This window comes from Mesorhizobium sp. AR02, from assembly GCF_024746835.1.
Taxonomy (GTDB): Bacteria; Pseudomonadota; Alphaproteobacteria; order Rhizobiales; family Rhizobiaceae; genus Mesorhizobium.
In genome coordinates this window covers 7,409,086-7,424,213 of record NZ_CP080531.1, presented here as the reverse complement: position 1 = coordinate 7,424,213, position 15,128 = coordinate 7,409,086, and the positions used below count along the sequence as shown (strand labels likewise).

Genomic DNA, 15,128 nt, shown 5'->3' with positions numbered 1-15,128 from the left:
GGTTTCCGATTGATGCCGAGCCGTTTCCTCTGCCATGCTGAAAATCCCCGGCCGGGGTTCCTGCTGTCGTAACCAACTGTGGTTGGGGGGCAGTCGGGTTTCGTCAGCCTGCGAAGCGTAGGGTGCGCGCCGGGTGCCCGTCTGTTCAATATTGACCACCCCGGCGCGGACAGCATGCTGATAGACTTTCAGAAGAAGGCAGTAATTGTTGCAATTCTAAAGAAGTTTTACCTCAATCACGGGTAGAATTTTTACAAGAAGAAGTCGAGAATTTCAGCCGGTCAATTGTCGTTGGCTCTTGGCCCGAATTGGACACGCTGCGATCACCTATCCCTCTGATTTTGTTGGCCGAAAGGTCATCAAGGATCTCCCGGCGATGAGCGCTGGCGCGTTTCACGATCAGGCCTGTGCGGTCTGCTCCGGCGTCGTCGAGGATAGGCGCGAATTTCGCGGACAAGGCGACCAATTCGCCCCACCGCTCCCGCCCGTCTTCGGGCCTTGTGTCGCCAACCGGCCCGCAAGGTCTTGCGAAGCGTTGATGTCCGGTGCAAAAGCGCGGCCATGCTGATCATCAACGACCTTTCGCTCCGCATGGCCGGGCGCCTGCTTCTCGACCATGCCTCGCTGACTTTGCCGGCTGGCACCAAGGCCGGCCTTGTCGGTCGCAACGGCACCGGCAAGACGACGCTGTTCAAGGCCATCACCGGCGATTTTCCCTCCGAGACCGGTTCGATCAGCCTGCCGAAGAACACGCGTATCGGCCAGGTGGCGCAGGAAGCACCGGGAACCGAGGAGCCGCTGATCGAGATCGTGCTCAAGGCCGACCTCGAACGCACGGCGCTGCTCGAAGAGGAAAAGACGGCCACCGATCCGCACCGCATCGCCGACATCCACATGCGGCTGGCAGACATCGACGCGCATTCCGCCGAGTCGCGCGCGGCCACCATCCTGGCCGGTCTCGGCTTCGATGACGCGGCGCAGCGCCGTCCGGCCTCATCCTTCTCCGGTGGCTGGCGCATGCGCGTGGCGCTCGCTGCCGTGTTGTTTTCAGAACCTGACCTTCTGCTGCTCGACGAGCCGACCAACTATCTCGACCTCGAAGGCACGCTGTGGCTGGAAAACTACGTGTCGAAATATCCGCACACAGTTCTGCTGATTTCGCACGATCGCGACCTGCTCAACCGGGCCGTCAACTCGATTGTCCATCTCGACCAGAAGAAGCTGACCTTCTGGCGCGGCGGCTATGACCAGTTCGAGCGCCAGTACACCGAGCAGAAGGAATTGCAGGAAAAGGGCCGCGTCAAGCAGGAAGCCGCCCGTAAGCATATGGAATCCTTTGTCGAACGCTTCCGCGCCAAGGCCTCCAAGGCGAGGCAGGCGCAGTCGCGCATCAAGGCGCTGGAGAAGATGAAGCCGATCGCGGCCATCGTGAACGATTCGGTGCGGCCGTTCTCCTTCCCGGAACCGGTGAAGACGGTGGCGTCACCGATCGTAGCGCTGAACAACGTCAATGTCGGCTATACCGAAGGGCAGCCGATCCTGAAGAAGATGACGCTGCGCATCGACGCCGACGACCGCATCGCGCTGCTCGGCGCCAACGGCAACGGCAAGTCGACCTTCGCCAAACTGCTGTCCGGCCGGCTCAAGCAGGAGAGCGGCACGATGACGGTGGCGCCCGGGCTGAAGGTGGCGATCTTCGCCCAGCACCAGCTCGATGACCTGCGGCCGGAGGAAAACGCCTATGAGCATGTGCGCCGGCTGATGCCGGAAGCGCCGGAATCCAAGGTGCGCGGCCGCGTTGCTCAGTTTGGTCTCACCACCGAGAAGATGAATACGCCCGCCAAGGACTTGTCCGGCGGCGAGAAGGCGCGCCTTCTGATGGGCCTGTCGGCCTTCGAGGGGCCGAACCTGTTCATCCTCGACGAGCCGACCAACCATCTCGACATCGACAGCCGCGAATCGCTGATCCATGCGCTGAACGAATTTCCCGGCGCCGTGATCCTGATCTCGCACGACCGCCATCTCCTGGAGGCGACGGCCGATCGGCTGTGGCTGGTCAAGGACGGCGCGGTCAACCCGTATGATGGCGACCTGGAGGACTACAAGACGCTGGTCACCGGCGTGTCCGGCGACCGCCGCGGCAAGCGCGAGGCGGACAAGGCGTCGAAAGCCGACCGCCGCCGCGATGCGGCAGCGCGCCGCGCCGCCTTCGAACCGCTGGCCAAGGAAATCCGCGCCACCGAAGCGCTGATGGACCGCATCCGCAAACGCATCGACGGCATCGAGGATGAACTGGCCAACCCGGCGATCTACGAAAAGGATCCCTCGACCGCGACACGCCTAGCCAAGGAGCGCTCGCAGCTCGCCCAGACGCTCGCCGGCCACGAGGAAAAATGGCTGACCATGTCGGCCGAATATGAGGAAGGCACGGCGGAGTGATTTACCCTCCCCCTTGTGGGGAGGGTCGATCCGCGAAGCGGAGCGGGGTGGGGCAGCGCGGCGGTTCACCCCACCCCGGCGCTATGCGCCGACCCTCCCCATCAAGGGGAGGGTGAACCGCAGCAGCGCCATATCAGGTGGAAAGACATCTCCCAAAGGCAGTTTGTAGGCAAATCTGGCCCTACACGCCACGTTCGGAACCAGCTAACCTCACCCCATGAACCAGCACGCCAAGCTCCGCATCGGCCATTCGGCCTGTCCGCATGATTGCCCGTCGACCTGTGCGCTCGAGGTCGAACTGCTCGATGGCAATCGCATCGGCCGCGTCCATGGCGCCAAGGCCAACAGCTACACATCGGGCGTGGTCTGCGCCAAGGTTGCGCGCTATGCCGACCGCGTCCACCACCCCGACCGGCTGCTGAAGCCGCTGATCCGCGCCGGCGCCAAGGGCGATGGCGCCTGGAAGGAAGCGAGTTGGGAGGCCGCACTCGACCTCGTCGCCGAAAAATTCATCGCCGCCGAGGCAAAATACGGCTCGGAGACGGTCTGGCCCTATTTCTATGCCGGCACGATGGGGCTGGTGCAGCGCGACGGCATCGACCGGCTTCGTCACGCGAAAAAGTACTCAGGCTTCTTCGGCTCGATCTGCACCAATCTCGCCTGGACCGGCTGGATGATGGGGGCAGGCGCCTTGCGCGGGCCGGATCCGCGTGAAATGGCGAAATCCGACTGCGTGGTGATCTGGGGCACCAATGCCGTGGTCACCCAGGTCAATGTGATGACCCACGCCATCAAGGCGCGCAAGGAGCGCGGCGCCAGGATCGTCGTCATCGACGTCTATGAAAACGCGACCATGAAGCAGGCCGACATGGGCCTCGTGCTGAAGCCCGGCACCGACGGCGCGCTGGCTTGCGCGGTCATGCATGTGCTGTTCAGGGAGGGCCTGGCCGACCGCGTCTATCTCTCGAAATACACCGACGACCCGAAGGGGTTGGAAGCGCATCTCAAGACGCGTACGCCGGAATGGGCCTCTGCAGTTACCGGCCTTGGCGTCACCGAAATCGAGGCCTTCGCGCGCTTGGTTGGCACGACGAAGAAAACCTATTTCCGCCTCGGCTACGGCTTTGCCCGCCAGCGCAACGGCGCCGTCAACATGCACGCCGCCTCCTGCATCGCCGCGGTCACCGGCAGCTGGCAGTATGAAGGCGGCGGCGCCTTCCATTCGAATTCCGGCATCTTCAAGCTCAACCAGGAGGTGCTGGAAGGCTCCAGGATGCGCGATCCCACGATCCGCTATCTCGACCATTCGCGCATCGGCCCGGTGCTGACCGGCGCCAGCGACGCGCTCTATGGCGGGCCGCCGGTGACGGCGATGCTGATCCAGAACACCAATCCGGTGAATGTCGCGCCCGAGCAGCGGCTGGTGAAGCAGGGCTTTCTGCGCGACGACCTGTTCACTTGCGTGCACGAGCAGTTCATGACCGACACCGCCAAGCTGGCCGATGTCGTGCTGCCGGCAACGATGTTCCTCGAGCACGACGACGTCTACAAGGGCGGCGGCAACCAGCACATCACGCTGGGGCCGAAGCTGATCGAGCCGCCGGAAGGGCCGCGCACCAACCATTTCGTCATCGAGCAGCTGGCCGAGCGCCTGGGGGTCGCCGACCGCCCGGGCTTTGGCCTCACCGAGCAGCAGCATATCGACATCATTCTCGGCAAGCGCGGGCTGGGCAGCTTCGACAGCTTGAAAGAGCAAAAATGGCTCGATCTGCAGCCGGATTTCGAGACCGCGCATTTCATCAAAGGCTTCGGCCACGCGGATGGAAAATTCCGCTTCCGCGCCGACTGGACCGGTCAGGCGGCTCCCAACCGGCCGCCGAAGAGCATGGGCCTGTTCGGGCCGGTGGAACGGCTACCCGAGTTTCCCGACCATGTCGATCTGATCGAAGTGGCGGACGAGGCGCATCCGTTCCGGCTGACGACATCGCCGGCGCGCAACTTCCTCAACTCGACCTTTGCCGAGACGCCGGTGTCGAAGGAAAAGGAAGGCAGGCCGGTGCTGCTCCTGCATCCCGACGATGCGGCGGACCTCGGGCTTGCCGATGGCGATCGTGTCGAGGTCGGCAACCGGCGCGGCGACCTGGTGCTGCACGCGAAATTCTTCGACGGCATCAAGCGCGGCGTGGTGATCGCCGAAGGCATCTGGCCAAACAGCGCCCATGAGCGCGGCGAGGGCATCAACGTGCTCACCGGCGCCGACGCGCCGGCACCCTATGGCGGCGCCGCCTTCCACGACAACAAGGTCTGGTTGCGCAAGGCAAGTTGAGGTGGGCGAGCGCGTCGGCCGTCTGGGGCCGACTATACTGGCAGGATTTCAGCCGCCTTTTTCCTGTTCAGCCGGTACCGGACATCGTCGGCGATCGCCTGGGCTTCGATCCCGATTTCGCGCAGCAATCCAGTGACTGCATTGTGGAAACCAATGAGGTAGAGGCCGAGATCCGAAGCTTGCGCGGTAACGCCGCTGCGGTCCGGCTGGATGCCTGGCTCGAGGAATTCAGCATAGCCCGGCCGGAAACCGGTGGCGAAGATGATCGCGTCGAACTCGCTGTGTTTGCCGTCGGCGAAACGGACGCCGCGTTCCGAAATCTCGGCGATGTCAGGCACAACCTTGATCGCGCCTTCGCGGATCTTGCCGATGGTGCCCACGTCGATCACCGGAATGCGCGATGCAATCGCAATCTGTTCCAGCAGTCCCTGTCCCGGCCGTCTGAGCCCATATTTTTCCAGCCTGCCCAGCACCAGGTCGAGAATGATCGGGAAAAGAAAGTCGTTGACGCGTTGCGGCCCCAGGCGCGTCGCCATGCCGACCATCTGGATGGGCACGCCGAACAATTCGCGCGGCACGATGTGAACGCCGCCACGCACGGAAATCGTCGGTTGTGCGCCGTTTTCCGCCAGATCAAGCGCAATCTCGGCACCCGTGTTGCCCATGCCGATGACCAGCACCGACTGACCGGCAAAAGGCACGGCATTGCGATAGTCGGCGCTGTGCAGTGTCTTGCCCGCGAAAGTGTCGATGCCCGCAAATCCGGGCCTCAACGGCTCGGCATTGTAGCCTGACGCAATCACCACATGTTTGGCGCGCAACGGGCCGGATGTCGTGTCCACACGCCAGCCGCGACCTGCCCGGGTCACCGCTTTCACCGTTTCTCCAAACCGGGGCCGCAGGTCGAAGCGCTGCCCATAGGCATCGAGATATTCGACGAAGAGATCGCGCGGCACATAACGTGGATAGTGCTTCGGGAACGGCACGAAGGGGAGGGACGAATAGCGCTTGGTCGTGTGCAGGTGGACGCGCTCGTAATGGCGCCGCCAGGCGGGCGCGGCCTGCTGCTCTTTTTCGATGATGATGAAGTCGACCCCAGCCTGTCGCAGGCATGCGGCAACGGCCAGGCCCGCCGGCCCGGCACCGATGATCGCAACCGTCGTGGTGTCTTCCAAGCGCGCCTCCCAGCTCAATTCGCGTCCTGAGAATGTCAAAAGCATGGCGGGACGGACTGGGGCTTGCCTACCGGCAAGGCTCAATCCGGCAGCGGCACCGTCAGCCCGACCTTGACCCGGTCCATGGCGACGAAGGTGCGGAACTTCCGGACATTGTTGCTGCCGAAGAACAGTTTTCGCGTCAGCGCCTCGTAGGCACCCATATCGGCCACGGTGATGACGAGGATGAAGTCGGCTTCGCCGGTGACATAATAGCATTGCTGCACTTCAGGCGTTTCCGAGAATTGCCGCTTGGCGGCGTCGATCAGCTCGGTGCGTTCGCTTTCCAACTCCACTTCGACGAAGATGGTGATGGGCTGGCCGACCGCCGTGGGTTCGATGACCGCGACATTGCTTGCGATGACGCCGGTCTGTTCCATGCGCTTGATGCGGCGCTGCACCGCCGGCGCCGACAGGTTCACCGCTTCGCCGATCAGCCGCTGCGGCGTCGTGTTGTCCCGCTGCAGGATGGCAAGGATGGCTAGATCGAAACTGTCGAGTGACGGTGGCGATGGAGGCAAAGGAGATATCCCGGCGAAACAAACTTGCATTTTGGAGGCTCAATTACAGCGCTCTTTGCGCCTGTCCTGCAATATGTTCTCGCTGACTGCCAAGGAGGCGCCAGTGTTCCTGCCCAATCGCAATGCTCTGCACGGTAAGCCGCTTGATGCGGTCGATGCCGAAACCCTTGGGATTGCCGGGGCCGACACGGTCGAGCGCTTCCTCGCCCATCGCGACAATCATTTGATGACCCCGCTGCACGCGCTGCCGGCGCTGGCGGGCGAACTCGGCCTCGCTGCGCTGCATGTCAAGGATGAGGGCTTTCGTCTCGGCCTTGGCAGCTTCAAGGCGCTGGGCGGCGCCTACGCTGTGTTCCGCCTTGTGCTGGAGGAGGCAGGCAAGCGCCTTGGCGGCCCTGTCGATGTCGAGGATCTCAATCGGGACGATGTTCGCGCGGTCGCGGCAAAGATGACTTTTGCCTGCGCCACCGACGGCAATCACGGCCGCTCTGTTGCGCAAGGCGCCGAGCTTGCCGGCGCCAGGGCCGTGATCTTTGTCCATGCCGGCGTCAGCGACGAGCGGATCGTCGCAATCGCCCGCTATGGCGCGGAGATGGTCCGTGTCGAGGGCAATTATGACGACTCGGTCCGGCAGGCCGCCAAGGTCGCGGCCGAAAAAGGCTGGACCGTGGTGTCGGATACGTCGTGGCCCGGCTATGAGCGCATTCCTGGCCTTGTGATGCAAGGCTATACGGCGATCGTGCGCGAAGCGCTGCGCCAGCTCCGTGAACCGCCGACCCACGTCTTCGTCCAGGCAGGCGTCGGCGGCATTGCAGCCGCGGTGGCCGGCCATCTCGCCATCGTGCTCGGCGACGCCAGGCCAACCTTCATTGTCGTCGAGCCGGCACGCGCGGCCTGCGTTGTCGCGGCTGCCCGGGCAGGGCATGTGGTCAAGGCCGCGCACGACCAGCCGACTGTCATGGCCATGCTTGAATGCTATGAAGCCTCGCAAGTCGCCTGGCGCGTGCTGGCGCGTGTCGCCGACGCCTTCATGACCGTGGACGAGGATGATGCCATCGCGGTGATGCGACGGCTGGCACGGCCGGCCGGCAGCGATCCGGTGATCGTCGCCGGCGAGAGCGGCGGCGTCGGCCTGGCCGGACTGATCAGGGCAATGGCCGGAAACAAGACGGGTCTCGGTCTCGACGGCAAATCCCGCGTGCTGGTGATCAACACCGAAGGCGCCACCGACCCGCATCGCTATGCCGAACTGGTCGGCATGAGCCCGGCCGACGTGCTGGCCGGCAAGCTCGCTGCCGAGGCGACATCATGATCGCGATCGACGCACAGCGCCTGCTCCATCGCATCCGTGAACTCGGCGCCGTTGGCCGCGACGGTGAGGGCAGGCTGAGCAGGCTGGCCGCTTCCGACACCGACAGGCAGGGCCGCGACCTCCTCGTCGGCTGGCTGCGCCAGGCCGGGCTCGATGTCGCCATCGACCGCATCGGCAACATCTTCGGCATCTGGCAAAGTGCCGACAATGCAGGCGAGGCACCGCTGCTCATCGGCTCGCATATCGACACCGTCATCGACGCCGGTGTCTATGATGGCTGCTACGGCGTGCTTGCCGGGCTGGAGGTGATCGAGACGCTGAAGGCCTCCGGCCTCTCGCCGTCACGCCCGCTCGCTGTCGCTGCCTTCACCAATGAGGAAGGCGTGCGCTTTTCTCCCGACATGATGGGGTCGCTGGTCCATGCCGGCGGCGTCGATGTCGAGGCGGCACTCGCCGCCATCGGAACCGACGGCAGCACGCTCGGGCAGGAACTCGCCCGCATCGGCTATGCCGGCGACCGCGCCCCCGGTTTTCTCAAGCCGCACCTCTATCTCGAACTGCATATCGAACAGGGGCCGGTTCTGCAGCGCGAAGGCATTCCGATCGGCGCGGTGGAAACGCTGCAGGGGATTTCCTGGCAGCGCATCACCCTGGATGGTGTCGCCAACCATGCTGGCACCACGCCGATGTCGATGCGCTGCGACGCCGGATACGCGGCGGCACGCGTCGTCACCTTCCTGCATGACCGGGCAGCGGCGTCCAATTCGCCAACGGTTGTTACCGTCGGCACGATGCGCTTCGAACCGAACGCCATCAACGTCATTCCATCACGCGCCGTCTTCACCGTCGATCTGCGCGATCCCGACGAGCAGCGCTTGCAGGCGCAGGAGGCGGTGCTGGCGGCCTTTCTGCAACAGCTCGCCGCCGAGGGCATCATCGTGACGGTCGAAAGGCTGGCGCGCTTCGAGCCGGTTGTTTTCGACGGGCAGGTCGTCGAACTGATCGAAGCCGCAGCGAAGAAGCGCGGGCTTGCCTCGCGGCGCATGACCTCGGGCGCCGGCCATGACGCGCAGATGATCGCGCGCATCGCGCCGGCGGCGATGATCTTCGTGCCGAGCGCCGGAGGCATCAGCCACAGTCCGCATGAGCACACCGAAGATGCCGAGCTTGTTGCTGGCGCCAACATCCTGCTTGATGTGGTCGCTGAACTTGCCGGGCTTGAGGGGGGAGGAAATGGCTGAACTCGATCCCGAAACACTGAAGCGCGAGATGACCGAATGGCGGCGCGACCTGCACGCGCACCCCGAATTCGGCTTTGAGGAGAAACGCACCGCTGCCTTCGTCGCCGCCAAGCTGCGCGAATTCGGCCTCGACGATGTCGCCGAGGGTGTCGGTGGCACCGGTGTCGTCGGCACGCTGAAGCGCGGCAGCGGCAACCGCGCCATTGCGCTGCGGGCCGACATGGATGCGCTGCGCATAGCAGAGCAATCGACCGCGCCCCATCGCTCCGGCAATGCCGGAGTGATGCACGCCTGCGGTCATGACGGCCACACGGCGATGCTGCTTGGCGCGGCAAAGCTGTTGGCGGGCGAGGGTGGTTTCGACGGCACCGTGCGTTTCATCTTCCAGCCGGCCGAGGAGTGGGGCAGGGGCGCGCTGGCCATGCTCGACGATGGCCTGATGCAGCGCTTCCCCTTCGACGAGATTTTTGGGCTGCACAACATGCCCGGCCTACCCGTCGGGCATTTCGAGACCCGCGCCGGCCCGATAATGTCGGCCGAGGATATCTTCGAGATCGTGCTCAGGGGGCTCGGCGGCCACGCGGCGCGGCCGCATTCGGGCAACGAAACGCTGGTCGCCGCCTGCGCGCTGGTCACCAATCTGCAGACCATCGTCTCGCGCCGCCTGAGCCCGGCCGACATAGCGGTGGTTTCGGTGACCGAACTGATCACCGACGGCACGCGCAATGCATTGCCCGGTCTTGCCCGCATCCTTGGCGATGCGCGCAGCTTCCGCCCCGAGGTCAGCGCCGAGATCGAACGCCAGATGCGCGTCATCGCACAGGGCACCGCGGCCGCCTACAATGTCACTGCCGAGGTGAACTACACCAGAGAATTCGTGCCTTTGCGCAACGATGCCGAACTGGTGGACGCGGCCTTCGTCGCAGCAGGAAACGTCTTCGAGCCCGGCAATATCGCGGTTGCCCGCGAACCGATGACAGCGTCGGAGGATTTCGCCCGCTTCCTCGACCACGTACCGGGCTGCTTCGTCTTCCTCGGCAATGGCGAGGCCTCGGCGCCTTTGCACAATTCCAGCTACGACTTTAGCGATGATGGGCTGTTGTTCGGTACCAATTTCCATGTCGCCATCGCCAGGCAACGGCTCGGGATCTGAAGGCCGAGGGTGCTTTCGGTGCGCTTTTACCGGGGGAAAACGCCCGGAAAAGGCCGAAATCCGCGATCGCGCATGACGCAGCGGCAAGACTCAGCTAGCCTACGTTGTGCGGCGGACCTGATTTATCCGCTTGGCCGGCGCCTTCTCCTCCCAAGCGGCGCCGGCCTTCTTCCCTGCGGCGCTTGGCTGCTAAATTAGCACTCATTAAATTTAGAATATTCGCACTTGCCGGACGTTAGGGTCTTGCTGGCATAGAAGCAGCCGGTCTTTGGGGTGTTTACGGGAAGACGGATGCGCGGGCGGAGCTGGATAAAGGCGTTGCGTCAGGACGAGGCTCGGCAGGTGCGTGCGCGCATCGCTGAACTCGAAAGAAACCTGACGGCGGCGTCCTCGGCCCGAGGCCGTCAGCAGCGGCAGGAAGCCGGGCACGAACTGCGCAATGCCAAGTTCCGCCTCGAGCGCCTCGAGGAGTGCATCGCGGCAATGCCCTGAGGTTCCGACTGGACGCAGGCGCAACCAGGCGGTGCCGGTCTGTTTGCGAACCAGCGTTGAGGGAACAAAACGCCATGCCTGCGGTTGATCTCTATTAGAGGAGACCGCAGCATGATCCGTTTGCTTCTGGCCGGCACCTTTGCCTTTCTCACCTACCGCCTCGCGCGCAGGATGATCGATGACGTGCCCGGCGACGTCGATCCCCTTCTGTTGCCCGCATCGAGAAGCGACCGCGACGCTCTGCGCCGACAATCGGCGGCCATGGGTGTCGATCCCCGGCGCTAATTCGTCGGACCGCTTCCTTGTTGCGAACAAAGCGGAAACGATGCTTGATGGGCGATGAACCTAGCCGCCCATGATTCGACCTTTTTGGAATCGCCCGTCGCGCCCGCCTATCTTGCCCGGCTGAACGACGCTCAGCGCCAGGCCGTCGAGCATGGCGACGGCAAGATTGCAGGTCCTTTGCTGGTCATTGCCGGCGCCGGCTCGGGCAAGACCAACACGCTGGCGCATCGCGTCGCCCATCTCATCGTCAAGGGCGCCGACCCGCGCCGTATCCTGCTGATGACCTTCTCGCGACGCGCCGCGTCCGAAATGGCCAGGCGTGTCGAGCGCATCGCAGGCGAAGTGCTCGGCCGCGACGCCGCGGTGATCACCGATGCACTGACCTGGGCCGGCACCTTTCACGGCATCGGCGCCCGGCTGTTGCGAGACTATGCGCTGGAGATCGGCCTCGATCCGGCCTTCACCATCCATGACCGCGAGGATTCCGCCGACCTGATGAATCTCGTGCGCCACGAACTCGGTTTCTCCAGGACGGAGGCGCGCTTCCCCACCAAAGGCACCTGCCTTGCCATCTATTCGCGCGCCGTCAACGCGCAGGCACCGCTCGGCGAAGTGCTGGGGTCGGCCTTTCCCTGGTGCGCCGGCTGGGCCGATCAGCTCAAGCTGTTGTTCGCAGGCTATGTCGAGGCCAAACAGGCGCAGAACGTGCTCGATTATGATGATCTGCTGCTCTATTGGGCGCAGATGGCGGCCGAGCCGGAAATAGCGGCGCATCTCGGCGGGCGTTTCGACCATGTGTTGGTCGACGAATACCAGGACACCAACCGGCTGCAGGCCTCGATCCTGATGGCGTTGAAACCCGACGGCGCCGGGCTGACGGTGGTCGGCGACGATGCGCAGTCGATCTATTCGTTCCGCGCCGCCGAGGTGCGCAACATCCTCGACTTCCCCAAGCAGTTCGCTCAGGCCGCCGATGTGGTGATGCTGGAGCGCAATTATCGCTCGACAGAGACCATTCTGGCCGCCGCCAATGCGGTGATCGGCGAGGCCTCGGAGCGCTTCACCAAGAACCTGTGGTCGGAGCGCAAATCCACCGACAAGCCAAGGCTGGTCAGCGTGCGCGACGAGGTCGAGCAGGCCAACTTCGTCTGCGACACCATCTTAGCTGAGCGCGAGGCCGGTACGGCGCTGAAATCGCAGGCGGTGCTGTTTCGCGCTTCGCACCACAGCGGGCCGCTGGAAATCGAGCTGACGCGGCGCAACATTCCCTTCGTCAAGTTCGGCGGGCTGAAATTCCTCGATGCCGCTCACGTCAAGGACGTGCTGGCGGTGCTGCGCTTCGCCGAAAACCCGCGCGACCGCGTCGCCGGTTTCCGCGTGCTGCAGCTGATGCCGGGGATCGGCCCTTCGGCTGCCGCGCAGATCGTCGAGACGATGACGACGGCGCTTGACGAGGCGATGGGCCTCGCCGGCTGGCGCCCACCCCAGCGCGCTGCCGATGATTGGCCGGGTTTCGTCTCGCTCTATTCCGGCCTGCGGGCCGGCGCCAAATGGCCGGCCGACCTTGAACAGGTCAGGCTGTGGTACGAGCCGCATCTGGAGCGTATCCACGAGGACGCGATCACGCGCCGCGCCGACCTGTTGCAGCTCGAGCAGATCGGGTCGGGCTATGCTTCGCGCGAACGGTTCCTGACCGAACTGACTCTCGATCCGCCGGACGCGACCAGCGACCAGGCCGGCCCGCCGCATCGCGACGAGGACTATCTGATCCTGTCGACCATCCACTCGGCCAAGGGCCAGGAGTGGAAGAATGTCTTCGTGCTCAACACCGTCGACGGCTGCATCCCGGCCGATCTCGGCGTCGGCACCAAGGAGGATATCGAGGAGGAGCGCCGGCTGCTCTACGTCGCGATGACCAGGGCCAAGGACAATCTCAACCTGGTCATGCCGCAGCGTTTCTTTCCGCACGGCCAGGCGGCGCGCGGCGACCGCCATCTCTATGCTTCGCGCACCCGCTTCATCCCGGCCTCAATCCTCGCCGCGTTCCAGCAGGTTTCATGGCCGAGCGCGCAAGCCGCACAGGGCAGAGCGCCCCGGCCGGAAGTGCGCGTCGACATCGGCGCGCGCATGCGTGGCATGTGGAAATAGTCGCAAGGGGATAGCGCCGTGTCCCAATCGCCGATCAGGGTCGCCATCGCCGGGGCGCTGGGCCGCATGGGCCGCCAGATGGCGGAGGCCGTGCAGGCCGATCCGCGGCTGGCACTCGCCGCCCGCTTCCACCGACCAGGCAGCGTCGGCGACGGGCTGGTGAGCCGCGACGAGGCGCTTGCCATGGCCGATGTGGTCATCGATTTCACCACGCCAGCCGCCTCCGCCGATCTGGCCAGCTTCTGTGCAAAGCGCGGTGGACCAGCCCTGGTGATCGGGTCGACCGGATTCGACGCGGCCGACCTGGCCACCATCGCCGACGCAGCGAAAACGATTCCCATCGTCCGCTCCGGCAGCTTTTCGCTTGGCCTGAACATGCTGGTCGGACTGGTCGAACAGGCGGCGAGAGCGCTCGATCCCAAGGACTGGGATGCCGAGATTTTCGAGGCACATCACCGCCACAAGATCGACGCGCCGTCAGGCACCGCGCTGATGCTGGGGCAGGCCGTTGCCGGCGGACGCAGCGTCGCACTGGACGCGGTGGCGAGGCGCGTCCGCGACGGCGTCACCGGAGCGCGTACGGCCGGCGAGATCGGTTTTGCGGTGGTTCGCGGCGGCAGCATTGTCGGCGAGCACAGCGTCAGCTTCTGTGCCGAAGGCGAGCTTGTTACTCTGTCGCATGCGGCCGGCGACCGCATCATGTTCGCGCGTGGCGCGATCGCCGCGGCACTCTGGGTGTCGGGACGCTCGCCCGGCGAATACGATATGCGCGACGTGCTTGGGCTGAACGATTGAGCAGGCGTGCGCTGTCGCGGCATGTCCGCTAGCCGCAGCTTACCAATCTGTAAGCTTGATTTTCAGCTTTTCCTTGAAAGCTGGCTGAAAGGTTGGTGCCATAACTGTTGATTGGCGCCCCCATATTGTCGTGCAAAAGCGATGGGAGAGAGAGGGGCGCGGGAAACGAACAAAGGGAAGAGGCCATGTCGCTCGCGCGAATTCTGCTTGATTCAGCCGCCACAACCGCACTCGTCGCCACCATGGCCTTGTCCGCGCCATCCGCACGCGCCGACGAAAAAATCTCCATCATGGTCGGCGGCTACGAAAAACAGATCTATCTGCCCGCCAAGCTGACCGAGGCGCTCGGCTACTTCAAGGATGAGGGCCTCGACGTCGAATTGCTGAATGAACCGGCCGGCGTCGACGCCGAAAACGAGATGCTCGCTGGTGCCGTGCAAGGAGTTGTCGGCTTCTACGATCACTGCATCGATCTGCAGGCAAAAGGCAAATTCGTCGAATCCATCGTCCAGTTCAGCCAGGCGCCGGGCGAGGTCGAGCTGGTTTCGACGAAACATCCGGAGATCAAATCACCCGCCGACTTCAAGGGAAAGAGCCTGGGCGTGACCGGTCTGGGCTCATCGACGAATTTTCTTACGGAATATCTCGCCGTCAAGAACGGCTTGAAGCTCGGCGAATTTACCTCGGTTCCGGTTGGCGCCGGCACCACCTTCATCGCCGCCATGCAGCAGGACAAGATCCAGGCAGGCATGACGACCGAGCCGACGATCACCCGGCTGCTAAAAACCGGCGAAGCGACCGTTCTTATCGATATGCGCACAATGGAGGGCACCAAGGCTGCGCTCGGCGGCACTTACCCGGCCGCATCCCTCTATATGCAGACCGACTGGGTCGAAGCGCATAAGGACACCGTGCAGAAGCTGGCCAATGCCTTCGTCAAGACACAGAAGTTCATCAACACGCATAGCGGCGCCGAGATCGCCGACAAGATGCCGAAGGACTACTATGTCGGCGACAAGGAAGGCTATGTGAAGGCCCTCGATGCCGGCAAGGCGATGTTCACCCCTGACGGGATCATGCCTGCAGGTGGACCGGAGACGGTGCTGACGGTTCTTTCAGCCTTCAAGAAGGAACTGCAGGGCAAGCAGATCGACCTCTCTAAGACCTACACCTCGGAATTCGTCAAGAACGCCAAGTAGCAG

General features: G+C 64.0%; 12 protein-coding genes. 10 read left to right on the top strand and 2 right to left on the bottom strand.

Annotated features, from left to right (window positions below):
* The first annotated feature begins 561 nt into the window (after positions 1 to 561).
* Both DBIPINDM_RS40500 and DBIPINDM_RS40495 read left to right on the top strand, forming a co-directional pair.
* The gene (locus DBIPINDM_RS40500; RefSeq protein WP_140768333.1) at positions 562 to 2,439 is read left to right on the top strand and encodes an ABC-F family ATP-binding cassette domain-containing protein; all 1,878 of its coding nucleotides are present in this window, start codon (positions 562 to 564) and stop codon (positions 2,437 to 2,439) included.
* A gap of 217 nt (positions 2,440 to 2,656) precedes the next feature.
* On the top strand, positions 2,657 to 4,765 hold the full coding sequence (locus DBIPINDM_RS40495) for a molybdopterin-containing oxidoreductase family protein (protein WP_258584601.1): 2,109 nt from the start codon (positions 2,657 to 2,659) through the stop codon (positions 4,763 to 4,765).
* 32 nt (positions 4,766 to 4,797) lie between these two features.
* Here the strand turns inward: DBIPINDM_RS40495 and DBIPINDM_RS40490 are convergent, their stop codons facing one another.
* Both DBIPINDM_RS40490 and DBIPINDM_RS40485 read right to left on the bottom strand, forming a co-directional pair.
* Positions 4,798 to 5,985 carry a flavin-containing monooxygenase gene (locus DBIPINDM_RS40490; protein ID WP_258584600.1) on the bottom strand — a complete coding sequence of 396 codons (1,188 nt, stop codon included), beginning with the start codon at positions 5,983 to 5,985 and terminating at the stop codon, positions 4,798 to 4,800.
* A 35-nt stretch (positions 5,986 to 6,020) separates the two neighbouring features.
* On the bottom strand, positions 6,021 to 6,500 hold the full coding sequence (locus DBIPINDM_RS40485; RefSeq protein ID WP_258584599.1) for an Lrp/AsnC family transcriptional regulator: 480 nt from the start codon (positions 6,498 to 6,500) through the stop codon (positions 6,021 to 6,023).
* A gap of 103 nt (positions 6,501 to 6,603) precedes the next feature.
* Here DBIPINDM_RS40485 and DBIPINDM_RS40480 point away from each other — a divergent pair, with 103 nt between their 5' ends.
* From DBIPINDM_RS40480 to DBIPINDM_RS40445, 8 genes are all read left to right on the top strand, one after another.
* Positions 6,604 to 7,812: a diaminopropionate ammonia-lyase gene (locus DBIPINDM_RS40480; RefSeq protein WP_258584598.1), complete on the top strand. Its 1,209-nt coding sequence runs from the start codon at positions 6,604 to 6,606 to the stop codon at positions 7,810 to 7,812.
* Positions 7,809 to 9,053, top strand: a complete 1,245-nt coding sequence (locus tag DBIPINDM_RS40475) for a Zn-dependent hydrolase (protein WP_258584597.1) — start codon at positions 7,809 to 7,811, stop codon at positions 9,051 to 9,053. Before DBIPINDM_RS40480 ends, DBIPINDM_RS40475 begins: the two co-directional genes overlap by 4 nt.
* Positions 9,046 to 10,206 (top strand): M20 aminoacylase family protein, encoded by a 1,161-nt coding sequence (locus DBIPINDM_RS40470; protein ID WP_258584596.1) that lies wholly within the window; start codon positions 9,046 to 9,048, stop codon positions 10,204 to 10,206. The genes DBIPINDM_RS40475 and DBIPINDM_RS40470 overlap by 8 nt, the downstream gene beginning before the upstream one ends.
* Positions 10,207 to 10,524: 318 nt before the next feature.
* Positions 10,525 to 10,698 (top strand): hypothetical protein, encoded by a 174-nt coding sequence (locus DBIPINDM_RS40465; protein ID WP_258584595.1) that lies wholly within the window; start codon positions 10,525 to 10,527, stop codon positions 10,696 to 10,698.
* 111 nt (positions 10,699 to 10,809) lie between these two features.
* Positions 10,810 to 10,983: a hypothetical protein gene (locus tag DBIPINDM_RS40460; RefSeq protein WP_258584594.1), complete on the top strand. Its 174-nt coding sequence runs from the start codon at positions 10,810 to 10,812 to the stop codon at positions 10,981 to 10,983.
* Positions 10,984 to 11,037: 54 nt separating this feature from the next.
* The gene (locus tag DBIPINDM_RS40455) at positions 11,038 to 13,131 is read left to right on the top strand and encodes an ATP-dependent helicase (RefSeq protein ID WP_258584593.1); all 2,094 of its coding nucleotides are present in this window, start codon (positions 11,038 to 11,040) and stop codon (positions 13,129 to 13,131) included.
* Positions 13,132 to 13,149: 18 nt separating this feature from the next.
* Positions 13,150 to 13,926 carry a 4-hydroxy-tetrahydrodipicolinate reductase gene (gene dapB, locus DBIPINDM_RS40450; RefSeq protein WP_258584592.1) on the top strand — a complete coding sequence of 259 codons (777 nt, stop codon included), beginning with the start codon at positions 13,150 to 13,152 and terminating at the stop codon, positions 13,924 to 13,926.
* Positions 13,927 to 14,168: 242 nt separating this feature from the next.
* Positions 14,169 to 15,125 carry an ABC transporter substrate-binding protein gene (locus DBIPINDM_RS40445; RefSeq protein WP_416361806.1) on the top strand — a complete coding sequence of 319 codons (957 nt, stop codon included), beginning with the start codon at positions 14,169 to 14,171 and terminating at the stop codon, positions 15,123 to 15,125.
* Positions 15,126 to 15,128: the final 3 nt, after the last annotated feature.